Raw genomic sequence first — 23206 nt, 5'->3', positions numbered from 1 at the left:
CTTCAATCAGACCAACGCGCCGATCAGCACCGCGAGCACGCCGCCAACAGCCCCGAAAGCCAGTGGCAGCGCAGTGAGTTTCCAGAAGTCCGACCGTTCCGATTGGCGAGAATCGGCCCGTGTGGGAGCGGATCGGCCTTCCCGCGTCATCCCTTCGCCTCTTCGCTTTTCTCATCACCGGGCAACACATATTGCGCGCCTTCCCACGGGGACATGAAATCGAACTGACGATATTCCTGCACAAGCGACACCGGTTCATAGACGACGCGCTTTTGCTCTTCGTCGTAGCGCACCTCAGTGTAGCCGGTGGTCGGGAAATCCTTGCGCAGCGGATAGCCGCGAAAGCCGTAGTCCGTCAGGATTCGGCGCAGGTCCGGGTGGCCGGAGAACAGGATACCAAACATGTCGAACACTTCGCGTTCGAACCAGTTGGCGCTGGGATGCACGGTCACGATCGACGGGACCATCTCATCCTCACGGATGCTCACCCGCAGGCGAATACGATGGTTCTGGTACATCGACAGAAAGTGATAAACCACGTCGAACCGCTTGGGCCGCGCGGGATAATCCACCGCCGTGATGTCCACCAGAGTCGAAAACTTGCAGGTTGGGTCAGTCTTGAGGAACTCGATAAAGCCGCGAATGTTCGACGGGGCCACATCGACGTTCAGCTCACCATGGGTGACGTCCCAGCCGATCACACAGTCGGGGCGCTTAAGCTCGATATGGCCGCCCAGTTCGTTGAGTGCGTCTGTCATGGATTTCCCCTTAGCGGACCAGCGTGCCGGTGCGGCGAATCTTTTTCTGCAACGCGAGGATACCGTAAACCAGCGCCTCTGCGGTCGGCGGGCAGCCGGGCACATAGATATCCACGGGCACGACACGGTCGCAGCCGCGCACAACGCTGTAGGAATAGTGGTAATAACCGCCGCCGTTGGCGCAGGACCCCATCGAGATCACATAGCGCGGTTCCGGCATCTGGTCGTACACCTTGCGCAGCGCCGGGGCCATCTTGTTGGTCAGCGTGCCGGCCACAATCATCACGTCGGACTGGCGCGGGCTGGCGCGCGGGGCAAAGCCAAAGCGCTCCACATCGTAACGCGGCATCGCGGTATGCATCATCTCGACCGCGCAGCAGGCCAGACCGAATGTCATCCAGTGCAGCGAGCCGGTGCGCGCCCAGTTGATGATGTCCTCAGTCGAGGTCAGCAGGAAACCCTTGTCCTGCAGATCGCGGTTCAGGGCCTGAGTGGCCACCTCGCGGTCAGGACCCGCGGTGTTCGCTCCGGTCATCACTCCCATTCGAGCGCCCCTTTCTTCCATTCATAGGCAAAGCCGATGGTCAGCACGCCCAGAAACACCATCATCGACCAGAATCCCAGCATCGACACATCCTTGAACGCCACTGCCCATGGGAACAGAAAGGCAATCTCAAGGTCGAAGATGATGAACAGGATCGCGACAAGGTAGAACCGGACGTCGAACTTCATCCGCGCATCGTCGAAGGCGTTGAATCCGCATTCATAGGCCGAGACCTTTTCCGGGTCCGGGTTGCGCACGGCGATCAACACCGCAGCGAGGATCAGAACAATGCCTAGACCGATGGCAATGGCCAGAAAGACAAGGATGGGAAGGTATTCCCGCAGCATCTCTTCCAAGACGTGGCTCCTTTAGGGATCGGGCGCATGGGCGCTTGGCTTACTGTCCCATATAACCGCCTCATGGCAGGGTCAACACGGCCCGAAAGCATTCAAATCCCTACGAATAAACAGATTTCGCAGCCGCAGCAATATTTCCCTTTGTTGACAATGGGATGCAGAATTTGCCTAAAAGATCGCCGGTTCAATCCCGCGCCCAAGCGTCGCGCCCGCCCTCCCCTGATCCAAGCCGTCTCAACCCGTTTCCTGGTGACTCGGAAAACGGCAATCACCCGCCCGGTTGCTTTTGCGTCAAGCACAGGGCTGACGGTTGGGCGATAGAGCCGCCTCAAGGGGCACCGAGTCTCGTTCCGCCCCCTCACACTATGGTGGAAATCATCACATAGGCAGCCATGCCCGCCATCACCAAAACCACCGGAAACCACAGCGCACGCTCCTTGGCCGAGGGCGTCACGCCATTCAACACCGTGCTGATCGCGCTCACCGCCAAAGCGGCCCACCCGGTCCAGCGCGGCCAGCCCAGACCGGGAAAGCCTGCCGCCGACAGGATCGCGAGTGCCTGTAACAACAGTACAAAAACAGAAACCACCGCCACGATCCGCCCTGACAGCGGCAACCGCCCCGGATGCTGCCCGCCTTGCGTCCAGCGCCCCAATGGCGCGCCAACGATCAGCGCAAACTGAAAAAACACGACGGCCAGGCAGGCAGTGGCATAAAGGTGGGCAATCTGAACGATCATGTCTCTCCCCGACACTTTCTCGACTTTGGACTAAGACCTGACGCTTGGTAACCTTCGCCGCAACCGCCCGCACGACAGGACGCATGCCTTTGACCCGCCACTGCCTGATCTTCCTGCTCTGCCTCCCGGTTCCGCTGCAGGCGCAACAAAATATGTCGGAAACGGGTGAAACGGCCCTGTCCCGGCCCGTCCCGGGCGATACCTCTCATCCCGGCGGGCGATTTGGATCTGGACGGCGGGACCAATCACCTGACCTTTGGCCCCGACCTGCGAGTTTGCTTTACCCCAACCAATGTGACGGTGATGGACGGCGCAACCGAAACCATGGCCATTGCCTGCACCGCGATCCGTGACAGCGACGATGAGGGGATCGGGCATTATTTCACCGCCGAAGGCATCCCCCATCACCTCTGGTTCCACATCGACGCCACCGACTCCGCACCGTCGCTGCAAATCGGCCTCTACCGTGAAGAGGCCGAACTGGCCTGGATCGACACCGCCGTCCCGATCTGCGGCGGCTGAGCCAGTGTCAGGCCCAAGGGGCCGGGCGCTTGTCGAAAAAGGCGGCGATTCCGGTTCGTGCCTCTGTCGTCTCCCACCGTTCGGCCAAGGCGTCGACCGCCCCCTCTACGGCTTCGGGCGCGACCTCTCCGGCCAAGCGGCGCAACAACGCCTTGGCATCCCGCACGGCACCGGGTGCGCAACTCAGATAGGGGGTAACCTCGGCCTCGACGGCCTCGTCCAGCGCGTCCGCCCCCGCGACTCGGTTCACCAGCCCTAGCCGCACCGCCTCATCCGCCCCGAAAAGCCGCGCGTTCATGAACACCTCCTGCGCATTCCGAGCGCCCATCCGATGGACGACATAGGGCCCGATATTGGCCGGAATCAGCCCCAACTTCACCTCCGTCAGGCCGAATTTTGCGATGTCCACCGCGACCGCAACATCACAGACAGAGATCAACCCCAACCCGCCGCCGAAGGCATTGCCCTGCACCCGCCCGATCAGCGGTTGAGGCAAGGCATACAACGCCCCCAGCGCCGTGGCGATGCGCGCCGATTCCACCCGCCGTGTGGCGCGATCCATATCAAACTGCTCCCGCATCCAGGCCAGATCACCCCCGGCGCAGAAACTGCGCCCTTCGGCGGATAACACGACAACGCGCACCGCGTCCTCAGCCGCCAGCCCCCGTGCCGCCGCCTCTAGTTCCGTCATCATCTGCGCCGACAACGCATTGTGCTTGTCCGCGCGGCAAAGCCGGATCTCTGCAACACCGCGTCCGTCGCGGCGCACTTCGATGAATTCCATACTGTCCCCCACTTCTCTTCCCACATCGCCACCGACCGCGCCTCGGCACCGTCAGACCACGCACCAAAATGGCCGGTTCCGCTCAACCCACACGCATCGACCGCGCCATCTCTGCCCCGCGCGCCAGCACCGCCGGGTCCAGCCCGGTGGCAAAGCCGCGCGCCTCCAGATGGGCCTGCACCGCCTCGGTCGCCACATTGCCCGCCGCCCCCGGCGCATAGGGACAGCCGCCCAGACCTCCGACAGCGGCGTCAAACACCCGCACGCCCCGCGCCAGCGCCACGTCAATATTCTCCAGCGCCCGGCCGGATGTGTCGTGAAAATGCCCCGCAAGTTGCGCCGCTGGCAATTCCTGCAACACCGCGTCCAGCATCAGATCCACCGCCTCTGGGCGGCCCTGCCCGATGGTGTCCCCCAACGAGACCTCGTAACACCCCATGTCGCGCAAGGCCGCAACAACCCGCGCCACCGCTGACGGCGCAACCGCCCCGTCATAGGGACACTCCACCACGCAGGACACATAGCCCCGCACCGGCAAACCCGCCGCGCGCGCTGCCTCGGCCACCGGCACAAACCGCGCCAACCCCTCATCGATAGACGCGTTGATATTGGCCTTTGAGAACCCCTCAGAGGCCGCACCAAACACCGCCACCTCATCGGCTTTCGCCGCCAAAGCCCGTTCCAGCCCCTTCAGGTTGGGCGTCAACGCCGCATAAGACACCCCCGCCGCGCGCGCGATCCCGGCCAGAACCTCACCGGAATCCGCCATCTGCGGCACCCATTTGGGACTGACAAAAGATGCGCATTCAATGCGCCGAAACCCGGCCCCCGACAGCAGGTCGACCAAGGCCACCTTCTCCGCTGTCGGAATGGCGCGCTTTTCGTTCTGCAAGCCGTCGCGCGGCCCGACCTCAAAGATCTCGACGTAGTCCGCCATCACAGCCCCCGGTTTCTTCTGTCCAAAAATATCCAAAACCCCCGAGCACACCGCCGCAGGCGGAGCGCGAGACAACCAGCGCGCCGCAGGCGCACAATTGGATCACGCCCGCCGCCCTATGCCTCGGGCACGGGATAGAAATCCTTGTCGTAGAACCGCTGCGGCCCTTCGCGCGCCACCGCGCGACGGTTCGCCTCGCGCGCCTCGATCCGGGCCTTGTAGGCGGCAACTCGCGGAAACGCGTCCATGTGGACATAATAAGGCACCGCAAACAGGTTGAACCCCATCATCACATCCGCCGCCGAGAACCCCGAAGGCAACAGCCACTCCCGCTCCCCCAACCGATCCTCGATCCCCTGCAAAGTCTGGCGCAGCCGCGCCACGTTCAGCTTTACCACGATGGGGGAGGGTTTCGCCGGCGGTCGCAGAAACACCATCATCAGGTTGAGCTGCTCCACAAGGCTGGCCTGCGTTTCGGCATAGTGAATCCACTGCAAATAGGCAGGCCGCTCCGGATCGCCGGGCGCGCGGCCCAACTCAGGCGCATAGGTTTCCACCATGTATTGGACAATGGCGCCGCTCTCGCTCATCTCCAGCCCGTCAATCTGGATCGCCGGGATGCGCACAGCGGGTGAGATCCGGCCCAGATCGCTTTCGCGCATCTCTTTGGTGCCGATCCGGTGTTCGACGATCTCCAGCCCGCCAAAACGCTCCAGCCCGATCTCCTCCAGCAGCCACAACACCCGGAACGATCGTCCATATTGCACATGATGTAGCGTCACATTCGGTTTCGCGTCACTCATGCCTCGTCCTCCTCGACCAGCACCACTAGGGGCGCGCCTGCCTCAACCTGATCGCCTTCGGCCACCAGCACCTCGGCCACCTGCCCCGCACGACCTGCGCGCAGCGTGTGTTCCATTTTCATCGCCTCCAGCACGACCAGCCGGTCGCCCTCTTCTACAGCCTGCCCCACCGCCACATGGACAGAGACAACCCGCCCCGGCATCGGGGCCAGTGCGCCCGCTGCCGCCTGCACACCCACGCCGCGCGCGAGGGGATCGGGCCGCGCAAAGCCCACGCCGTAGTCGGCATAGACCGTCACATGGCCGCGCGTCACATGGGAACCGGCACCGGGTTTGCCGTCAAAGGTCCAGCCGCGCACACCGCGCGCCGCCGTAACCTCTTGCCCCACGACGCGCACCAACGCCGCATCCGGGCCATGCAACTTGACGCCAATCTCACGCGTCTCGCCGCCCTGCTCCAACACCACGGCGCGCCATTCCGCCCCCCACAACGTAAATCCCGCGTCCCAGCCCTGCGTCTCAAGTAGGCCCAAGGCCGCCATCGCCGCCTCTGCCCAGATCTGCGGAGTCACCTCCGCCGGGGCCATCAGCGCGTCAAGGTCACGCCCGATCAGCCCGGTGTCCACCTCACCCCGTGCGAACCCCTCATGCTCTGCCAACGCGCCTAGAAAGCCAAGGTTGGTCACGGTCCCGGCCACCCGTGTGTCGCGCAGGCCGCGTGCCAGACGGCGCAGCGCCACCGCGCGGGACGGTCCATGCACCACCAGCTTGGCAATCATCGGGTCATAATGCGGGCTGATGGCATCGCCCGACCGCACCCCGGCCTCGGCCCGCACGCCTTCGGGAAAGGCCAGTTCCGCCAATGTGCCGGTCGCGGGCAAAAAGCCAGCTGGCACATCCTCGGCATAGAGCCGCGCCTCAAAAGCATGTCCGTTGATCGTCAGGTCATCCTGAACCGCAGGCAAGGGCTCCCCCGCCGCCACGCGGATCTGCCACTCGACCAGATCAACGCCGCAGATTTCCTCGGTCACCGGGTGTTCCACCTGTAGCCGTGTGTTCATCTCCATGAACCAGAACCCGTCGGGCCGCAGCCCGTTTGCCCCATCCACGATGAATTCCACCGTGCCCGCGCCCTTGTAGGCGATGGCCTCGGCGGCTTTGACCGCGGCCTGCCCCATTGCGGCGCGCATCTCAGCAGTCATCCCCGGAGCAGGCGCCTCTTCGATCACCTTCTGGTGGCGCCGCTGCAGGGAACAGTCCCGTTCGAACAGATGCACCGCGCGATTGCCGTCACCAAAGACCTGCACCTCGATGTGGCGGGGCCGCTGGATGAACTTTTCGATCAGAACCGCGTCATTGCCAAAGGCGGTGCGCGCCTCGGCCTTGGCCCGCTCCAGCGCGTCGACAAAATCCTCTGGCCGCTCAACCAGCCGCATCCCCTTGCCGCCGCCGCCCGCGACGGCCTTGATCAGCAACGGATAGCCAACCTTGAGCGCCTCGACTTCCAGATGGCCGGGGTCCTGGTCTTCGCCCATGTAGCCGGGCACAACCGGCACCCCCGCCGCCTGCATCAGCCGCTTGGCCGAGTCCTTGAGGCCCATCTGCCGGATCGCCTGCGCCGATGGTCCGATAAACGTCAGGCCCGCTGCCTCGACCGCCTGCACGAAGTCCGGGTTTTCGCTGAGGAATCCGTACCCCGGATGGATCGCCTGCGCGCCTGTGGCCTTGGCGGCCTCGATGATCACATCGCCCCGCAAATAGCTTTGCGAGGGGGCCGCACCGCCGATGCAGACAGCCTCATCCGCCAGTTCCACATGCAGCGCATCCGCATCCACGTCAGAGTGCACCGCGACACAGCGCAGCCCCATGGATCGGGCCGTTCGAATGACGCGCGCAGCGATCTCGCCCCGGTTGGCAATCAGGATGGTGTCAAACATGGTTTTTCCTCCCCCAAAGCGCCGTCATGCATAATCCTCCACCACGCGAAACCGCTCACAGACGATCTCCATGTCCTCGGACACGCCCCCATTGCGCGAGAAATACGCGCGGTAGCTCTTGCGCCAATGCGCAAGGTCGCGGAACTCTCCCTGCTTCGCGACAAATGCCTCATCCATCTCGTCAAAACGCCGGGTGGTCACCTCGACCGTTTCGACCATCAGGGCGGGCGTGCCGTCCCAGTTCAGCGCCACGTCGCGCCGCCCCACAACCGGCAGCGCATCGCCATCGCCGCCCTTGCCAAAGACGCGCATCGCCTCGACGGTGGCAGTTTTCTTGCCCGACCGGACCAGCGCCAGAATCTGAGCACTCAGTTGCGGCGTATCCCCATAGCGAAAGGTCTCTGCCTCGGGGTTCTCGTCGATGATCTGTTGCAGCGTTTGCGCGCTCATCTGATGGTCTCCTTCATGACGTCCGCCTTCACATCCGAAACACGCCAAAGCGCGTGTCCTCGATTGGCGCGTTCAGCGCCGCCCGCAGGCTAAGCGCCAGCACGCTGCGCGACTTGCGCGGATCGACGATGCCGTCATCCCAAAGCCGCGCCGAAGCATAAAGCGGGTGCGACTGCTCTTCGAACATATCCAGCGTCGGTTGTTTGAATGCCGCCTCTTCCTCAGCCGACCAAGTGCCACCCGACCGTTCAATCGCGTCGCGTTTCACCGTCGCCAGAACCCCTGCCGCCTGCGGTCCGCCCATGACGGAGATGCGGCTGTTGGGCCATGTCCACAGGAAACGTGGCTGATAGCTCCGTCCTGCCATGCCGTAGTTGCCCGCGCCGAAAGAGCCGCCCACCAGCATCGTGACCTTGGGAACGGATGTGCTTGCCACGGCGGTCACCATCTTGGCCCCGTGCCGCGCGATGCCCTCGTTTTCGTATTTCCGACCGACCATAAAGCCGGTGATATTTTGCAGGAACACCAAGGGGATTTTGCGCGCCGAGCACAACTCGACGAAATGCGCGCCCTTTGATGCGCTCTCGCTGAACAGCACACCGTTGTTGGCGACGATTCCGACGTCCATGCCGTGCACCTTGGCAAATCCGCAAACCAAGGTCTCGCCGAAGCGGGGTTTGAACTCGTCAAAGTAAGAGCCGTCAACCAGCCGCGCGATCACCTCGCGGATGTCGTAAGGCGTGCGCAGGTCGGCAGGCACGACACCCAGCAATTCGTCGGGGTCATAGGCGGGGGCCTCGCCGATCATCGACAGGTCCGCCCTGCTGCCGCCAAGTGAGCCGACCGCGCGCCGCGCCAGCGCCAGCGCGTGGGCGTCATCCTCGGCAAGGTAATCCGCCACACCGGACAGGCGCGTGTGGACGTCTCCGCCCCCCAGATCCTCGGCGGTGACCACTTCGCCCGTCGCCGCCTTGACCAGTGGCGGACCGGCCAGAAAGATCGTGCCCTGTTCCTTGACGATGATCGACACGTCCGACATCGCGGGCACATAGGCCCCGCCCGCCGTACACGACCCCATCACCACGGCGATCTGCGCAATGCCCTTGGCCGACATCCGTGCCTGATTGTAAAAGATCCGGCCAAAGTGGTCGCGATCCGGAAACACCTCGTCCTGATTGGGCAGGTTCGCCCCGCCGCTATCTACCAAATAGACGCAGGGCAGATGGTTTTCTTCAGCGATCTCTTGCGCGCGCAGGTGTTTCTTGACCGTCATCGGGTAGTAAGTGCCGCCCTTCACGGTGGCGTCATTGCAGACCACCATGACCTGCCGCCCCTCGACCACCCCGATCCCCGCGATCACACCCGCACAGGGCGCGGCCCCGTCGTACATGCCATGCGCCGCCGTTGCGCCGACCTCCAGAAACGGCGAGCCCGGGTCCAGCAGGTTTGTCACCCGCTCACGCGGCAGCATCTTGCCCCGGCTCACATGCCGGTCGCGGGATTTCTGGCCGCCGCCCGCCGCGGCCTGTGCCGCTGCGGCCTCAATCTGCGCCAAAGCGTCAAGATGGGCTTTGCGGTTCGCGGCAAAAGCCTCTCCCGCTGTCAGCACCTGGGATTGCAGTTTCATGTCCTCGACCCCTTGTTATTCATCTCGCAGATGGGCTGTTTCATGTCGTCTCCGCCGCCGCCTTGGCCTTGAGTTCTTTGCGGATCACCTTGCCGGTGACCGTCATAGGCAGAGCCTCGACAAAGGTGATTTCCCTTGGATAGGAATAACTTGCCAGCCGTTCCTTCACCCATGACTGAAGCTCCTCCGCCGCTATTGTCACCCCGCTTTTCGGGACCACATAGGCCTTGACGATCTCGGTGCGCAGGGCGTCAGGTTTGCCCACCACACCCACCGTCGCCACGCCGGGATGGGTCAGCAGGCAATCCTCGATCTCGGCGGGTCCGATGCGGTAACCGGCAGAGGTGATCACGTCATCCTCACGGCCAACAAAGCGGATGAACCCATCTTCTACGACGCCGCGATCCCCGGTCACCAGCCAGGCACCGCGAAACTTGTCCGCCGTCGCCTGCGGGTTCTGCCAGTACTCCAGCATCATCGAGGCACAACCGCGCCGCACGGCGATGTCGCCCTCACCATCGGTGACCTGCCCCGCCGCGTCGATCACCGCCACGTCAAACCCCGGCACCGCGCGGCCAAGGCAGCCGGGGCGCGCGTCGAACAGCGCGCTGCAGGAGCTGGCCACCATGTTACATTCGGTCTGGCCGTAGAACTCATTGATGGTGACGCCAAAGGCATCGCGCCCCCAGATCAGCATTTCCGCGCCCAGCGGTTCACCGCCACTGGCGACAGAACGCAAACCCTGCAAACGCATGTCCGCCGCCTTCATCATCCGCAAGGCTGTGGGTGGGAAAAACACATTCCGAACAGAGTGTTCCAGGACGATCCTTGCGCAGTCATCCAGATCAAACCGCCGCATCCGGGCGGCGACAACCGGCACCCCCAGCGCAAGCCCCGGCATCAAAACGTCGAACAGACCACCGATCCAGGCCCAGTCGGCAGGTGTCCATAGAACATCACTCGGCTGGCCCAAGAAATCATGGCTCATCTCGACGCCCGGTAAATGTCCGGTCAGGACGCGGTGCCCATGCAAGGCCCCCTTGGCCTTGCCGGTGGTGCCGGAGGTATAGATCAGCACCGCTGGCGTGTCCGGACCGGTCTCAACCGCCGGGCCCACTGCACCGTCAGCGGGCAGATCACGCTCGCATAGAACGTCCAAATCAAAAGGCGCCAGCATACCCGCGCCCTCGTCGTCCGTGACCACCACACGCGCGCCGCAATCAGTGAGCCGCGCGCGAAGGGCATCCTCACGAAACAGCATGAACAGCGGGACAGAGATCGCCCCCATCCGCCAACAGGCCAGATGGGCGGCAGCACACTGCGGCGACTGGCTGAGCAGCACGCCCACCCGATCACCCGGCCCCACGCAGCGCGCCACCAGCGCTGCCTGCACCCGCCGCGACAGAAGTGCCAGTTCGGCATAGGTCACGCCCGCCCCGCTGGCGTGGTCGATAATCGCCACACGATCCGGTTCACGCCGCGCCCAGCCGTCACAGGCCTGCTCGGCCATGTTCAGCCGCGCCGGGATGTCCCAGCGAAACCCGGCGACAAGTGCCTCATATGAACAGGCCGGCGCCAGCATCTCAGGACCGGTAGTCCGGGTTTTCATAATCAAAGCGGCACCCGGCCTCAAAGGCGCGCCGGTTGTTGCCCTTATCGGGGTAGCCACCCGCGTCCTGCAGCATCTTCGCCAGATGCATCAGGTTCCACGTCATGATTGTGGTGTTGCGCCGGGTGAAATCGTTGTCAAAGCCCACCCGCGCGCCGTCCACCTCGTCGCCATAAGACGGGCCCGGCCCGGCCTCGCCGATCCAGCCGCAATCGGCCTGCGGCGGGATGGTATAGCCCAGATGGCTCAGCGCGTAGCCGATGGTCATGGCCGCGTGCTTGATGCCGTCCTCGTTGCCAGTGATGACGCAGCCACCCACCTTGCCGTAATAGATCGATTGGCCCTTGTCGTTCAGCTCTCCGGACATGCCGTACAGCCGTTCGATCAACACACGGCAGACCGAGCTTTCCTCGCCCAGCCACAGCGGCGTCCCGATCACCAGAATGCGCGCCGCCAGCACTTTTTTCCACAACTTCGGCCAGTCGTCGCGGTCCCAGCCGTGTTCGCTCATGTCGGGATAGACCCCGGGGGGCACCTGATGATCCAGCATGTGGACATGCTCGACCGCGACGCCATTCTTTTCCATGATGCTTGCCGATGCCTCCATCAGCAACCGTGTGTGGCTTTGCCCGCCCTCGCGTTTCAGCGAGGTGTTGATGAACAACGCGTTCAAACCTACAAAATCGCTCATGTCCGTGGCCTCCCTGTTGACCGTTGCAGCCTATCGCCGTGCTCGCCCGGGCGGAACACATGTTTCAGGCCACCAAAACGATTGACGTGGTATTCCCACCCTGCACCGCAATGCACCACCAGCCAGACTTCCTGTCCGGGAATGCCGGTACAATCGGCTACCGGCGAACCGCTGTCGCGCATGTAGCGCTTGGCGTAGGCCTCGATCGCGGTGCTTTCGTCCAGATGGACATCCAGCCAGCCCAGCCGGAACCCGATGATCGCGCTAAGCAACACAAGGCCACCGACCGGCAGAAACCAGACCCAGCGCGGCATCGCGGCTAGCGCGGGTGCGGGGCGCTGTTCATGCCATCGCCCCCATCAACTCGCGGCCCACCAACATGCGCCGAATTTCCGACGTGCCGGCACCGATCTCCATCAGCTTGGCATCGCGGAACAGCCGCGCCACCGGTGCATCGGCCAGAAAGCCCGCACCGCCAAGCGCCTGCACCGCCTGATGCGCCTGCACCATCGCCTGTTCCGAGGCATAGAGACAACAGGCCGCCGCATCCTGCCGCGTGACCTGCCCTCGGTCGCAAGCCTTGGCCACCTCATAGACATAGGCGCGGGCCGAGTTCATCGCGGTGTACATATCGGCGATCTTGCCCTGCATCAGCTGAAAGTTTCCGATCGGCTGGCCGAACTGCTTGCGCTCAATCATGTAGGGCATGACCTCATCCAGACAGGCCGCCATGATGCCAAGACCGATACCGGCCAACACAACGCGTTCGTAATCCAGACCGGACATCAGGACGCGCACGCCCTTGCCCTCTTCGCCAAGGATGTTCTCGAACGGGACTTCGACGTTCTCGAAAATCAACTCGGCCGTGTTCGACCCACGCATCCCCAGTTTGTCGAAATGCGGGCTGGTGCTGAACCCGGTCATGGATTTCTCGATCAGGAAGGCGGTAATGCCCTTGGCCCCGGCCTCTGGGTCCGTCTTGGCATAGACAACCAGCGTATCGGCGTCCGGCCCGTTGGTGATCCAGTATTTGTTGCCGTTCAAGACAAAGCGGTCGTTCCGCTTTTCGGCACGCAGTTTCATGCTGACAACGTCCGATCCGGCCCCCGGTTCGGACATCGCCAATGCGCCGACATGTTCGCCCGAGATCAGGCCCGGCAAGTATTTCTGTCGCTGCGCATCGGTGCCGTTCAATTTGATCTGGTTCACGCAAAGGTTGGAATGCGCCCCGTAGGACAGCGACACGCTGGCAGAGGCGCGCGCGATCTCTTCGACAGCGACGGTATGCGCCAGATAGCTCATGCCTGCGCCGCCGTATTCCTCTGGCACGGTCACACCCAACAGGCCGAGCTCCCCCATTTCGCGCCACAACTCCGGCGGAAATTCGTTGGTGCGATCAATCGCGGCGGCCATCGGTTTGACCCGTTCTTGCGACCATTTGTGAACCATCTCGCGCAAGCTGTTTACGTCTTCGCCGAGGTCGAAATTCATAGATGCCGTGAACACGCCCGTCCCTCCCAAGTATTGAACGCTTGTTCATTTAACGCGGCGCAGCGAGTCGGGTCAATGGTTTTGCGCAAATCACGCGCCATAGCCCCCTTGGAACACCCGGCCCGCGCGCCCATATCGAGGTCGAACCAACAGAATTCAGCATGCTCTTAAACAGTTACACCGACACGATTCAGCGGGCGACAGCCCTGATCGACAGCAAGGACTTTGACGCCGCTCAATCGCTTCTGGACGAGTTGCCAGAACGCTGGAGTTGCGCGCCTGAGGTGTTCGCCCTGCGGCACCGGTTGTTCACCCGCTCGATGCCCGCCCTCTTGCAGCAGCCCCTTCCCGCGCAAGAGGCAAAGCGGCTTTCGTCCCTGTTGAATGCGCGCCGTCTGGACGCGACATTGACGCTGGCACGCAGTCTGGCCGCGCGCCATCCGCACGCCGCGATCCCGCATGAGGCGATGGCGCTGGCATTTAACGCCGGAAGGCGGTTCTCCGCCGCGCGGGATGCGGCGCAGGCGGCACTGATCCGCGCGCCAGAGCGGCCCTCGCTTTACCGGGAACTGGCGCTTTCGCTGTATGAACTGGGCGCGTATGAGGCGATGGGCGCACCGGCGCAACGAGCTGCAGAGGCGCTTGTCGATGATCCTTTGGCGCAGCGCATGGGGGCTGTTTCGGCACTGATCCGCGGAGAGCGCGAAATGGCGCGTGCGCGGTTCGCCCGTCTGGCAGAGCTTCAGCCGAAAAACGGCGCGGCGCATCGCGGCTTTGCCGAATTGCACCCCTATACTGACAGGCAGGACAAGCACCTGAAACGGATGCTGCGCCTGTTGAAAGCCCAGGGCCTGACACCCGCAGAAGAGCTGGAACTCCACTTTGCACTTGGTAAGGCCTTTGACGATCTCGATTTGATCGACAAGGCTTTTGACCATTTCGCCCGTGGCAACGCGCTCAAGAAAAAGCTGCACAGTCTGGACGCCACCCAAGATATTGAAGACGGCGCACGGGTGCGTGCCGCGTTTGCCACCGTACGCTCGCCTGAGACGACACCGCCTGGCCCGCTGCCGATCCTTGTTTGCGGCTTGCCCCGTTCCGGCACCACCTTGACCGAAAGCATCCTTGCCGCGCATCCTCAGGTTGCCGCCGCGGGCGAGCTGACCTTCCTGCGGAGCCGCCTTTTGCCGCTCCTGCGCAACGACGCCCCGCCGACAGAAAGCACCCTTTCAGAGGTCCGCGACGCGTATCTGGCGGTTTTGCGCACCCACGCAAAGGGCCGCCCTTTTGTGGTCGACAAGATGCCGCTCAATTTTGTGCTGGCTGGCTATTTGGCCAAACTGATCCCCGGCACCCGGATTGTCGCCCTGCACAGAGAGCCGCGCGCGCTTGGCTGGTCCATATTTCGGCAATGTTTCGTGCGGACTGGCAACGGGTTTGCCTATGACCTGCGCGACATTGCCGACGCCATGGCACTCTACCGCCAGATGATCGGGTTTTGGGAGGATGCAGGCGTCGCGATCCAGCGGCTTGACTATGGCACCCTGACCCAAAATCCGGACACCACCGTTCAGGCGTTGTTGGCGGGGCTTGGACTACCGCCCGATCCCGCTTGCGTGGACTTTGCCAACAGCGACCGCGCCGTGGTGACCGCAAGCGCGCTGCAAGTGCGCGAGGGTATCCAGACCGGCGCTGACGCAATATGGCAGCGATACGAATCCAAGTTGACGCCGCTGGTCCAGCAATTGCGCAAACATGCGTTGATCTGATCGGTCTACGCCTGTCCGTGGACCCGGCGCAAGACGGTTCATGATAAGGAATTTAACCAGCCTGCACTGGCGGCGTCGCCTGAAAAACAGCGCTGACTTCGGCCCGGATGATCCGGGCGATCAGCGCGCAATCCTCAAGGCTGAAGGTCAGCGGCAGGCGCATATCGACGATCCCGCGCAGCACGCGGTCGCTGGACGGCATCGGCTGCGACGGGGCATACCGCCAACTGTCATAGCGCGAGGTAAAGCCTGCCGGTTCCACGCCGCCAAACCACTTCAATTCGACACCGCGTGCAGCACAACGGGCCAACACCTCCTGCACCGCGTCCCGGGTCCAGTCCAGCAACAGGAACTGGATCGACGAGCCGACAAAGCGCTCGGCCTCTGGCCGTTCTGTCAGGCGCAGCCCCGGCGTGCCGCGTAGCCCCTGTTCGACAACTGCGTAGCGGTCATTCCAGCGGTCCACCTGCGCGTTCAGCGCGCGCAACTGAGGTCGCAGGATCGCGGCGCGCAAGTTATCCATTCGGCCTGAAATGTTCGGCGTGATATATTTCACCCGTTCAAAGACCTCAGGCGCGGGGGCCGCCAGATGCCGGTCATAGAGCATATACGATCCTGACAGCATGATGGCACGGGCAGCGATGTCCTCGTCATCGGTGATCAGCAGACCACCCTCACCCGAATTGACGTGTTTGTAAGTCTGCATTGAATAGCAGCCCACGGCCCCCTGACGCCCAGAGGGCACGCCGTTCCACGCGGCCCCCATAGTGTGGGCGCAATCCTCAATCACCGTGATTCCGGCGTCGTCACAGATCTGCATCAGCCGGTCCATATCGCACAAATGGCCTCGCATGTGCGACAGCATCAGGACCTTTGCACCGTCTGCGCTGTCTGCCTTGGCCGCCAGATCATCCAGGTCGATCACCAGATCCTCTGTCACGCCGACAAAGACTGGCACCGCACCGATGCCCGCAATAGCCCCCGGCACGGGTGCCAGCGTAAAGGCATTGGTCAACACCGTCTCACCCGGCTGCACGCCTACCGCGCGCAACGCACAGCCAAGCGCATAGCCGCCCGACGCCACCGCGACGCAGAACCGCGCGCCGGTCAGTGCCGCAAACTCCTGCTCCAGCAAGGCGGTCTCTGCCGTTTCTCCGGCAAGCGTGTTGTAGCGGTGCAGACGCCCACCCCGCATGACCTCGACCGCTGCGGCGATCGCCTCTTCGGGGATGGATTCTTGCTGGGTGAAACTGCCGGTGAAACGCTCTGCCATTTCTGTGTTTTGACGCAGGCATGGCGCGGCGGTCAATCCATTCGCGACTTTTGCCGCCCTGCGCGCGTCGCTTTTCGTGAAATGCGGGCGCATGGCTTGCGCTACGCTGCCGGTATGACACCGTTTGATTTCATTCATGGTCTACAGTGGGACGATCTGCCCGCCCCCGTCCGCGCGCAGGCAAAGCGCTGCCTGCTGGACTTGATCGGTGTGGCGGCCGGAGGTCTGGCGACCGATATGTCACGGATCATCCGTGACCACGCGGCAGAGGATTTTCCCGGCTCCACGCCGATCCTGTTCGACAACCGCACCTCCGCCCCTGCGACGGCGGCGATGGCGATGGCCACAAGCATCGATAGCCTTGATGGGCACGACGGGTACAACCCCGCCAAGGGCCACATCGGCTGCCCTCTGTTGCCCGCGTTGCTGATTTTCGGACAACAGGCGCGAATCTCGGGTGAGGGCTTTTTGACCGCCTTGGTCATGGGCTACGAGTTTGGCGCCCGGACGGCAGAGGCGCAGCATGGCACCTGCCCCGATTATCACACCTCTGGCAGTTGGGGTGCTGTGACGGCTGCGGCGGCGGGCGCTCGGTTGTTGGGTTTGGATGTGGGGCAAACCCGGCACGCGCTGGGGATCGCGGAATACCACGGCCCACGCAGCCAGATGATGCGCTGCATCGACTGGCCCACGATGGTCAAGGACGGCGCGGGCTGGGGTGCTATGAGCGGTGTCTCGGCGGTGCAACTGGCGCGGCGCGGTTTTACCGGCGCGCCCGCGATCACGGTTGAGCAGGCACCGGAGTATTGGACGGGTCTGGGCACGGACTGGCGCATCTTGCAGCAGTATTTCAAACCTGATCCGGTGTGCCGCTGGGCGCAGGCTCCGATTGAGGGCGTGCTGGCGTTGCGGCGGGCGCATGGGTTGTGTGCGGCTGACGTCGATCACATCGAAGTGGACAGCTTTCACGAGGCGACGCGCTTGGCCACATCGCGGCCAGAGACAACCGAAGAGGCGCAGTATTCCACGACCTTTCCCTGTGCGGTGGCGATGGTGCGTGGCGGTCTGGCGCCGGCGGATCTGGACCGCGCGGCGCTGCGTGATCCAGAGATCCTGCGCCTGTCAGAAGGGTTGATCATGGCAGAGGAGGCCAAGGCGAACGCGGCCTTTCCGGGCACGCGGCTGGCGCGGGTCAGGCTGGTGCTGCGGGACGGGCGGGTTTTGGAAAGCGATTGGATGAGGCCGCGCTGGGACGCGGAGGATCCGCCGAGTGATGCCGAGTTGGTCAATAAGTTCCACGCCCTTGCCGATCCGGTTCTGGGGCGGGATCGGGCGGAGGCCATTGCCTCGGTCATTGACCGGCTGGAAGAGGCCCCTTTGACGGCGCTGACCGAGCATCTATTTCGGGCCCCTTGAGGGGGTGTCCACGCGTGGCGCAAATCGCGCCACAGTGAAATCAAGGGGTTACAGAGGCGTTTTTACCTTCTGTTAACCAAGCAGCCGAGGGGTTCGGTGACTAACCGTAAGGCGCACGGCCCGCCTTGATCACCGCCGAACAGGGACAGATCGTCCCGGATCAGGGCCGTCCGATCAACTGCCCGACCGCGCCCTGCAATTCGTCAAAGTGGTCAATCAGCGCCTCTGGGTCCAGCGTGCGCACCGCCTGCCCCTCTGGCGAGAAAGTGACCAGCACGCAAGGCACCCCCGCCGCGCGGGCGGTGTTGCGGTCCGTATCGCTGTCGCCCACCAACAAAGACGCCGACCGTCGCCCGCCACATTGATCGACCGAAGCCCAATAGGGCGCGACATCGGGCTTGCGCGTCGGTCCACTGTCCGCGCCGATCAGCGATCCGAACAGGTCGCGCACGCCAAGGCGCTGCAACAGGGTCTCGGCCAACGCCTCTGGTTTGTTGGTGCAGATGCCCACCGCGTAATCCGCCGCCCGCAGAGCCTCGACCGCGTCGACCGCGCCGTCGTACATCCGGGTGTGAACGTCGATGGCCTCTCCGTAGATGTCCAGAAAGCGGGGGAACCATTCCTCGACCGCCGCGTCGCTGTAGCGCCCCGCACGGGTCAACCCCTCTGTCAGCATGCGGCGCGCGCCGCGCACCGCGATGGCCGCATCGGCCACCGGGTCCAGCCGCACCGCCTCTCCCATACCGGAAAAACAGGCATTGGCCGCCGCGATCAGATCGCCGCTGGTGTCGGCCAGCGTGCCATCCAGATCAAAAATCACACAATTTCGGGCCATTCGCGTCTCCTGTCACATGCCGCAATGCAGAGTGAACGACGCCACCTTGCGCCACCATGCCAACCCGATAGAACGGGCAGCGAAAATACGCAATTATGGAGCGGATCATGAGCATCGCCCTCGTCATACTGGCTGCTGGCAAAGGCACCCGCATGGAATCGGATTTGCCCAAGGTCCTGCACCAGATCGCCGGGGCTCCGATGCTTTGGCATGCCATGCGTGCAGGCGCGGCACTTGAGCCAGAGCGCACAGTGGTTGTCGCCGGACACGGGTTTGACACGGTGGCCGCCGCGGCGCGCGACTATGACCCCGACGTCACGGTTGTGGAACAGGCCGAGCAACTGGGCACAGGCCATGCGGTGTCGCAGGCCCTGCCCGCGCTGGAGGGGTTCGAGGGCGACGTCGTGGTCTTGTACGGCGATACGCCGTTCATTTCAGAGGACACGCTGGAAGCGATGCGCGCCGCCCGCGCCAGCCATGACGTTGTGGTGCTGGGATTCGAGGCGGCAGATCCCGCGCGCTATGGCCGGTTGGTCATGGCGGGGGACGATCTGGTCAAGATTGTCGAGTTCAAGGACGCCACGGACGAAGAACGCGCCATAACCCTTTGCAATTCTGGCGTTATCGCCGCAGACGCCGGTTTGTTGACCGCCCTGCTGGGCAAGGTCGGCAACGACAATGCCAGCGGTGAATATTACCTGACGGATGTGCCGGGCCTTGCCCGCGCCGAGGGACATAGCGCCACGGTTGTGCGCTGCCCCGAGGCCGAGACGCTGGGCGTCAATTCGCGCGCCGATCTGGCCTTTGCCGAGGCGGCGTTTCAGACCGCCGCCCGCGCCGCGCTGTTGGATCAGGGCGTGACCCTGCAAGCGCCCGACACGGTGCAATTGGGTTGGGACACGGCGGTGGGCCGCGATGCAGAGATTGAACCCTATGTGGTTTTTGCCCCCGGCGTGACCATCGAATCCGGCGCGCGCATCCGCGCGTTTTCGCATCTGGAGGGCTGTCACGTCAGCCGTGGAGCGGTGGTTGGCCCCTATGCCCGTCTGCGCCCCGGTGCGGAACTGGCCGAGGACGTCCATGTGGGCAACTTTGTCGAGATCAAGAACGCGCAGCTGCACGAAGGGGCCAAGGCGAACCACCTGACCTATATCGGCGACGCGGAAATTGGTGCAAAAACCAATATCGGCGCAGGCACCATCACCTGCAACTATGACGGTGTATTCAAACACCGCACGATCATTGGCAAAAACGCTTTTATCGGGTCAGACACCATGCTGGTCGCCCCGGTGACCGTGGGGGACGGCGCGATGACCGGGTCGGGATCGACCATCACGGCGGACGTGCCGGCCGGTGCGCTGGCACTGGCGCGCGGCAAACAAGAGATCAAGCCCGGCTTTGCCACCAAGCTGATGAATATGCTGCGCGCGAAGAAGGCAAAACAACAGCAGGCGCAGGGCTGACCGGCCCCGCGTGATTTTACAGGCAAGGGATTTGAGAACATGTGTGGAATCGTAGGCATTCTGGGCAAGCACGAAGTGGCCCCCCAACTGGTCGAATCGCTGCGGCGGCTGGAATATCGCGGCTATGACAGCGCGGGGATTGCCACCGTACACGACGGCCATCTGGACCGGCGGCGCGCCATGGGAAAGCTGGTGAACCTGTCGGATCTGCTGGTGCATCAGCCTTTGGCCGGGAAATCCGGCATCGGGCATACGCGCTGGGCCACCCACGGTGTCCCGTCGACGGACAACGCCCATCCGCATCGCTCTGGCCCGGTTGCGGTTGTCCACAACGGCATTATCGAGAACTACAAAGAATTGCGCGCCGAGGTAACGGCGGCCGGTCTGGAGCCCAAGACCGAAACCGACACCGAAACCATCGCGCTGCTGACCGATCATCTGATGCAAGGCGGGCTGGGCCCGGTTGAGGCGGCGATGGCCTGCATCGACAAGCTGGAGGGAGCCTTTGCGCTGGCGTTCCTGTTCGACGGCGAAGAGGATCTGATGGTGGCGGCGCGCAAGGGCTCTCCGTTGGCGGTGGGTCATGGCGAGGGCGAGATGTACGTCGGGTCCGACGCCATTGCGCTGGCCCCGCTGACGCCGCACATCACCTATCTCGAAGAGGGCGACCGCGCGGTGTTGACCCGCGAAGGGGCCACGATCCGCGATGGCAAGGGGCGCCTGGTGAACCGCGAGATGCGGACCGTGCAGATGGATGCGGCCCGCGTGGACAAGGCCGGGTACAAGCATTTCATGGCCAAGGAGATCGCGGAACAGCCGTCGGTCCTGTCCAACGCGCTGAACGCCTATCTGACCGACGACGGCATCGCCCTGCCCGATCCCGGCATCGATTTCACCAAGATCGAGCGGCTGACCATGGTGGCCTGCGGCACCGCCTACTACGCCTGTTTCACGGCGAAATACTGGTTCGAGCAACTGGCCGGACTGCCGGTTGAGGTCGATGTGGCGTCCGAGTTCCGCTATCGCGAACCGCCAATTGTGCCGGGGACCGCGGCGCTGTTCGTGTCGCAGTCGGGCGAGACGGCGGATACCTTGGCGGCGCTGCGCTATTGCCGGGACAAGGCGGACCATATCTATGCCGTGGTCAACGTGCCCGACAGTTCCATCGCGCGCGAAAGCGATCTGGCCTTGCCGATTCACGCAGGTGTGGAAATCGGCGTCGCCTCGACCAAGGCGTTCACCTGTCAGTTGAACGTGCTGCTGTTGCTGGCGCTGAAGGCGGCGGTGGCACGCGGCAAGCTTACCCCGGACCGGCGCGACGAGATCCTGACCGGGCTGCGCGCCTTGCCGGGCACCTTCAACGCGGCACTGGACCGCGATGAGGTGATCGCCGGCGTGGCCCGCAAGCTGGCAGAGGCGCGCGACATCCTGTTTCTGGGGCGTGGACTGATGTATCCCCTCGCGCTGGAAGGTGCGCTGAAACTGAAGGAAATCAGCTATATCCACGCCGAAGCTTATGCATCAGGGGAGCTGAAGCACGGGCCGATTGCGCTGATCGACAAACATGTGCCGGTGGTTGTCATGGCCCCCAAGGATGCGCTGTTCGAAAAGACCGTGTCGAACATGCAAGAAGTCATGGCGCGCGGCGGCAAGGTCTGCCTGATCACCGACGCCGAAGGGGCCGCCGCCGCCGGTCAGGATGTCTGGCGGGTGATCCAGATGCCGAAGGTGCCGGATGTGTTGTCGCCCATCCTTTATGCGCTGCCCGCTCAGTTGTTGGCCTATCACACGGCCATCGCCAAGGGCACCGATGTGGACCAGCCGCGCAATCTGGCAAAATCGGTGACGGTGGAATGAGGGCCGAAACCGATGCGAGTGTGAGAGGGGACTCAGGGGGCGCTGCCCCCGGCTCCCTGCGGTCGCCCCCCCGGGATATTTTGGGACAGAAGAAACGTGGGGACCGCGCATGACGGAAGAGGATGCGCTTGCGGCCCTTGGCACGATGCAAGACCCTGAGAAGGCTGCGCAGATGGCGGCCTATCACAAGGCTGATCGCCCCTATCTGGGTGTCGCCAACCCGGTTCTTGACGAGATGGCGCGGGAATGGCGACAGACTATGGATCTGGAGGCACGGGTGGCGCTTGCGGAGGCCCTTTGGCAGAGCAACATCCACGAGGCGCGTGTGGTCGCGGCCAAATTGCTGACACAGGCGCGCATCCGGCCAGACGATGCGGTCTGGCACCTGATACGTTCCTGGGTTCCGTCGTTTGATGCCTGGGCGGTGGCGGATCATGCCTGTATCGCCGGGCAGAAACGGGTGATGGCCGATCTGTCGCGTCTGGACGAGGTCGAGGGCTGGACCACATGCGAACACATGTGGACGCGGCGCGCGGCGTTGGTGATCACCCTGCCCCTTACAAAGCTGAACTTTCCCAAATCGGACGAAGTGGCGGCGCGCGCCCGCGTGCTGGACTGGGCGGCGGGCTATGTGCCGGACAGGGACTGGTTTATCCAGAAAGCCGTTGCCTGGTGGGTCCGCGACCTGTCGAAACATGACGCCGACGCCGCGCGCACCTTTCTGGACGCCCACGGCTCCGACATGAAAGCCTTTGCCCGCAAGGAAGCGGGCAAATACCTGCGCTGAAGATCAGCCCCCGGAAAAGACCTTGAGCGTCGGCAGATCGGTCAGCGGCGCCTCGATCAACCGCATGGCGGCCAGCGAAATGCGGCTGCCTGCGGTCTTTGGCCCGTCGATCGGGATCAGATCAACCTGCGCGGATTTCCCGGTGGCCGGGTTCAGCACACGGCCCTTGGCCGGTGCCGAAACCAGCGGCGTTTCCAGCCAGAACCCCGGCGCGGCAGGATCACCAAGACTGGCCACAGTGTCACCCAGAGATGTCTCTCCCTGCGGTTTTGGCGCGGCGGCGGCCTTCTTGCGCTCCTCCGCCGTGGTTGTGTCGAACTGATCCACGGTGCGCGCACCGGCTGCCGGCGGCGGGCTGACTGTCGCGGGGCGACTGGCGGCAGCAGGAGTTTGGCTTTCGGCCTCTGGGCGTTCCTTTAGGAACGCCAGTTGGCCGCAGGCGGTCAGCGACAGCCCCCCAACGATCACACCACCGATTCTTGCCGCGATTGTTATGTTGCGCACTGGCTGGCTCCCTTCACCGAAACGCGACCTTTGTCACTCTTGCCCATACAGGGG

General features: G+C 63.6%; 24 protein-coding genes. 6 read left to right on the top strand and 18 right to left on the bottom strand.

Going from position 1 to position 23206, the window contains the following annotated elements; translation table 11 throughout:
- Positions 1–6: 6 nt before the first annotated feature.
- From ANTHELSMS3_RS25595 to ANTHELSMS3_RS15125, 5 genes are all read right to left on the bottom strand, one after another.
- On the bottom strand, positions 7–150 hold the full coding sequence (locus ANTHELSMS3_RS25595; RefSeq protein WP_157733524.1) for a hypothetical protein: 144 nt from the start codon (positions 148–150) through the stop codon (positions 7–9).
- Positions 147–758 carry an NADH-quinone oxidoreductase subunit C gene (locus ANTHELSMS3_RS15140; protein ID WP_094035601.1) on the bottom strand — a complete coding sequence of 204 codons (612 nt, stop codon included), beginning with the start codon at positions 756–758 and terminating at the stop codon, positions 147–149. The genes ANTHELSMS3_RS25595 and ANTHELSMS3_RS15140 overlap by 4 nt, the downstream gene beginning before the upstream one ends.
- 10 nt (positions 759–768) lie before the next feature.
- Positions 769–1302 (bottom strand): NuoB/complex I 20 kDa subunit family protein, encoded by a 534-nt coding sequence (locus ANTHELSMS3_RS15135; RefSeq protein ID WP_094035600.1) that lies wholly within the window; start codon positions 1300–1302, stop codon positions 769–771.
- Complete coding sequence (locus ANTHELSMS3_RS15130) at positions 1293–1658, bottom strand: NADH-quinone oxidoreductase subunit A (protein ID WP_094035599.1); 366 nt, start codon at positions 1656–1658, stop codon at positions 1293–1295. Before ANTHELSMS3_RS15130 ends, ANTHELSMS3_RS15135 begins: the two co-directional genes overlap by 10 nt.
- Before the next feature lie 358 nt (positions 1659–2016).
- Positions 2017–2397, bottom strand: coding sequence for a hypothetical protein (locus tag ANTHELSMS3_RS15125; protein ID WP_094035598.1), 381 nt, complete (start codon positions 2395–2397; stop codon positions 2017–2019).
- Positions 2398–2619: 222 nt separating this feature from the next.
- On the opposite strand from ANTHELSMS3_RS15125, the gene ANTHELSMS3_RS15120 reads away from it, so the two are divergent.
- Positions 2620–2919, top strand: a complete 300-nt coding sequence (locus ANTHELSMS3_RS15120) for a hypothetical protein (protein ID WP_094035597.1) — start codon at positions 2620–2622, stop codon at positions 2917–2919.
- Positions 2920–2926: 7 nt separating this feature from the next.
- On the opposite strand, the gene ANTHELSMS3_RS15115 is transcribed toward ANTHELSMS3_RS15120, so the two are convergent.
- From ANTHELSMS3_RS15115 to ANTHELSMS3_RS15070, 10 genes are all read right to left on the bottom strand, one after another.
- Entirely contained in the window at positions 2927–3703 is a 777-nt protein-coding gene (locus ANTHELSMS3_RS15115; RefSeq protein ID WP_094035596.1) for a crotonase/enoyl-CoA hydratase family protein, read from the bottom strand.
- A gap of 82 nt (positions 3704–3785) precedes the next feature.
- A complete protein-coding gene (locus tag ANTHELSMS3_RS15110; protein WP_094035595.1) occupies positions 3786–4640 on the bottom strand; it encodes a hydroxymethylglutaryl-CoA lyase in 855 nt (284 codons plus the stop codon).
- Positions 4641–4756: 116 nt separating this feature from the next.
- Entirely contained in the window at positions 4757–5443 is a 687-nt protein-coding gene (locus ANTHELSMS3_RS15105) for a glutathione S-transferase family protein (protein ID WP_094035594.1), read from the bottom strand.
- Entirely contained in the window at positions 5440–7380 is a 1941-nt protein-coding gene (locus tag ANTHELSMS3_RS15100; RefSeq protein ID WP_094035593.1) for an acetyl/propionyl/methylcrotonyl-CoA carboxylase subunit alpha, read from the bottom strand. The genes ANTHELSMS3_RS15105 and ANTHELSMS3_RS15100 overlap by 4 nt, the downstream gene beginning before the upstream one ends.
- 24 nt (positions 7381–7404) lie before the next feature.
- Positions 7405–7830 carry an ASCH domain-containing protein gene (locus ANTHELSMS3_RS15095; protein WP_094035592.1) on the bottom strand — a complete coding sequence of 142 codons (426 nt, stop codon included), beginning with the start codon at positions 7828–7830 and terminating at the stop codon, positions 7405–7407.
- 28 nt (positions 7831–7858) lie between these two features.
- Complete coding sequence (locus tag ANTHELSMS3_RS15090; protein ID WP_094035591.1) at positions 7859–9457, bottom strand: carboxyl transferase domain-containing protein; 1599 nt, start codon at positions 9455–9457, stop codon at positions 7859–7861.
- Between the two features lie 40 nt (positions 9458–9497).
- Positions 9498–11066 (bottom strand): AMP-binding protein, encoded by a 1569-nt coding sequence (locus tag ANTHELSMS3_RS15085; protein ID WP_439098652.1) that lies wholly within the window; start codon positions 11064–11066, stop codon positions 9498–9500.
- On the bottom strand, positions 11041–11757 hold the full coding sequence (locus ANTHELSMS3_RS15080) for a flavodoxin family protein (RefSeq protein ID WP_094035589.1): 717 nt from the start codon (positions 11755–11757) through the stop codon (positions 11041–11043). The genes ANTHELSMS3_RS15085 and ANTHELSMS3_RS15080 overlap by 26 nt, the downstream gene beginning before the upstream one ends.
- On the bottom strand, positions 11754–12071 hold the full coding sequence (locus ANTHELSMS3_RS15075) for a hypothetical protein (protein WP_094035588.1): 318 nt from the start codon (positions 12069–12071) through the stop codon (positions 11754–11756). Before ANTHELSMS3_RS15075 ends, ANTHELSMS3_RS15080 begins: the two co-directional genes overlap by 4 nt.
- A gap of 28 nt (positions 12072–12099) precedes the next feature.
- Entirely contained in the window at positions 12100–13263 is a 1164-nt protein-coding gene (locus ANTHELSMS3_RS15070; RefSeq protein WP_094035587.1) for an isovaleryl-CoA dehydrogenase, read from the bottom strand.
- A gap of 146 nt (positions 13264–13409) precedes the next feature.
- Between ANTHELSMS3_RS15070 and ANTHELSMS3_RS15065 the strand changes: the two genes are divergently transcribed.
- Positions 13410–15017 (top strand): tetratricopeptide repeat-containing sulfotransferase family protein, encoded by a 1608-nt coding sequence (locus tag ANTHELSMS3_RS15065; protein WP_094035586.1) that lies wholly within the window; start codon positions 13410–13412, stop codon positions 15015–15017.
- A gap of 52 nt (positions 15018–15069) precedes the next feature.
- Here the strand turns inward: ANTHELSMS3_RS15065 and ANTHELSMS3_RS15060 are convergent, their stop codons facing one another.
- Positions 15070–16290: a DegT/DnrJ/EryC1/StrS family aminotransferase gene (locus tag ANTHELSMS3_RS15060; RefSeq protein WP_094037158.1), complete on the bottom strand. Its 1221-nt coding sequence runs from the start codon at positions 16288–16290 to the stop codon at positions 15070–15072.
- Between ANTHELSMS3_RS15060 and ANTHELSMS3_RS15055 the strand changes: the two genes are divergently transcribed.
- The gene (locus ANTHELSMS3_RS15055) at positions 16255–17706 is read left to right on the top strand and encodes an MmgE/PrpD family protein (protein WP_198319818.1); all 1452 of its coding nucleotides are present in this window, start codon (positions 16255–16257) and stop codon (positions 17704–17706) included. The two genes, ANTHELSMS3_RS15060 and ANTHELSMS3_RS15055, sit on opposite strands and share 36 nt — an antisense overlap.
- A 160-nt stretch (positions 17707–17866) precedes the next feature.
- On the opposite strand, the gene ANTHELSMS3_RS15050 is transcribed toward ANTHELSMS3_RS15055, so the two are convergent.
- Positions 17867–18541, bottom strand: coding sequence for an HAD-IA family hydrolase (locus ANTHELSMS3_RS15050; RefSeq protein ID WP_094035585.1), 675 nt, complete (start codon positions 18539–18541; stop codon positions 17867–17869).
- 107 nt (positions 18542–18648) lie between these two features.
- Here ANTHELSMS3_RS15050 and glmU point away from each other — a divergent pair, with 107 nt between their 5' ends.
- The 3 genes from glmU (at position 18649) to ANTHELSMS3_RS15035 (ending at position 22648) form a co-directional block, all read left to right on the top strand.
- A complete protein-coding gene (gene glmU, locus ANTHELSMS3_RS15045) occupies positions 18649–20004 on the top strand; it encodes a bifunctional UDP-N-acetylglucosamine diphosphorylase/glucosamine-1-phosphate N-acetyltransferase GlmU (RefSeq protein WP_094037156.1) in 1356 nt (451 codons plus the stop codon).
- Between the two features lie 39 nt (positions 20005–20043).
- Positions 20044–21861, top strand: a complete 1818-nt coding sequence (glmS, locus tag ANTHELSMS3_RS15040) for a glutamine--fructose-6-phosphate transaminase (isomerizing) (RefSeq protein ID WP_094035584.1) — start codon at positions 20044–20046, stop codon at positions 21859–21861.
- 109 nt (positions 21862–21970) lie between these two features.
- Positions 21971–22648: a DNA alkylation repair protein gene (locus tag ANTHELSMS3_RS15035; protein ID WP_094035583.1), complete on the top strand. Its 678-nt coding sequence runs from the start codon at positions 21971–21973 to the stop codon at positions 22646–22648.
- A gap of 3 nt (positions 22649–22651) precedes the next feature.
- Here the strand turns inward: ANTHELSMS3_RS15035 and ANTHELSMS3_RS15030 are convergent, their stop codons facing one another.
- A complete protein-coding gene (locus ANTHELSMS3_RS15030; RefSeq protein WP_439098651.1) occupies positions 22652–23152 on the bottom strand; it encodes a hypothetical protein in 501 nt (166 codons plus the stop codon).
- Positions 23153–23206: the final 54 nt, after the last annotated feature.

The sequence above is a fragment of the Antarctobacter heliothermus genome, assembly GCF_002237555.1.
In the GTDB taxonomy this organism is placed as follows: Bacteria; Pseudomonadota; Alphaproteobacteria; order Rhodobacterales; family Rhodobacteraceae; genus Antarctobacter; species Antarctobacter heliothermus_B.
This window is presented reverse-complemented; position numbering and strand designations above follow the sequence as displayed.

What these genes read in the sequence shown, in the direction of transcription:
- ANTHELSMS3_RS25595 (WP_157733524.1), bottom strand. Translation starts at nt 150, where the DNA reads ATGACGCGGGAAGGCCGATCCGCTCCCACACGGGCCGATTCTCGCCAA.
- ANTHELSMS3_RS15090 (WP_094035591.1), bottom strand. Translation starts at nt 9,457, where the DNA reads ATGAAACTGCAATCCCAGGTGCTGACAGCGGGAGAGGCTTTTGCCGCG.
- ANTHELSMS3_RS15080 (WP_094035589.1), bottom strand. Translation starts at nt 11,757, where the DNA reads ATGAGCGATTTTGTAGGTTTGAACGCGTTGTTCATCAACACCTCGCTG.
- glmS (WP_094035584.1), top strand. Translation starts at nt 20,044, where the DNA reads ATGTGTGGAATCGTAGGCATTCTGGGCAAGCACGAAGTGGCCCCCCAA.
- ANTHELSMS3_RS15035 (WP_094035583.1), top strand. Translation starts at nt 21,971, where the DNA reads ATGACGGAAGAGGATGCGCTTGCGGCCCTTGGCACGATGCAAGACCCT.
- ANTHELSMS3_RS15100 (WP_094035593.1), bottom strand. Translation starts at nt 7,380, where the DNA reads ATGTTTGACACCATCCTGATTGCCAACCGGGGCGAGATCGCTGCGCGC.
- ANTHELSMS3_RS15135 (WP_094035600.1), bottom strand. Translation starts at nt 1,302, where the DNA reads ATGGGAGTGATGACCGGAGCGAACACCGCGGGTCCTGACCGCGAGGTG.
- ANTHELSMS3_RS15095 (WP_094035592.1), bottom strand. Translation starts at nt 7,830, where the DNA reads ATGAGCGCGCAAACGCTGCAACAGATCATCGACGAGAACCCCGAGGCA.
- ANTHELSMS3_RS15105 (WP_094035594.1), bottom strand. Translation starts at nt 5,443, where the DNA reads ATGAGTGACGCGAAACCGAATGTGACGCTACATCATGTGCAATATGGA.
- ANTHELSMS3_RS15085 (WP_439098652.1), bottom strand. Translation starts at nt 11,066, where the DNA reads ATGAAAACCCGGACTACCGGTCCTGAGATGCTGGCGCCGGCCTGTTCA.
- ANTHELSMS3_RS15065 (WP_094035586.1), top strand. Translation starts at nt 13,410, where the DNA reads ATGCTCTTAAACAGTTACACCGACACGATTCAGCGGGCGACAGCCCTG.
- ANTHELSMS3_RS15125 (WP_094035598.1), bottom strand. Translation starts at nt 2,397, where the DNA reads ATGATCGTTCAGATTGCCCACCTTTATGCCACTGCCTGCCTGGCCGTC.
- ANTHELSMS3_RS15075 (WP_094035588.1), bottom strand. Translation starts at nt 12,071, where the DNA reads ATGCCGCGCTGGGTCTGGTTTCTGCCGGTCGGTGGCCTTGTGTTGCTT.
- glmU (WP_094037156.1), top strand. Translation starts at nt 18,649, where the DNA reads ATGAGCATCGCCCTCGTCATACTGGCTGCTGGCAAAGGCACCCGCATG.
- ANTHELSMS3_RS15140 (WP_094035601.1), bottom strand. Translation starts at nt 758, where the DNA reads ATGACAGACGCACTCAACGAACTGGGCGGCCATATCGAGCTTAAGCGC.
- ANTHELSMS3_RS15060 (WP_094037158.1), bottom strand. Translation starts at nt 16,290, where the DNA reads ATGGCAGAGCGTTTCACCGGCAGTTTCACCCAGCAAGAATCCATCCCC.
- ANTHELSMS3_RS15110 (WP_094035595.1), bottom strand. Translation starts at nt 4,640, where the DNA reads ATGGCGGACTACGTCGAGATCTTTGAGGTCGGGCCGCGCGACGGCTTG.
- ANTHELSMS3_RS15115 (WP_094035596.1), bottom strand. Translation starts at nt 3,703, where the DNA reads ATGGAATTCATCGAAGTGCGCCGCGACGGACGCGGTGTTGCAGAGATC.
- ANTHELSMS3_RS15050 (WP_094035585.1), bottom strand. Translation starts at nt 18,541, where the DNA reads ATGGCCCGAAATTGTGTGATTTTTGATCTGGATGGCACGCTGGCCGAC.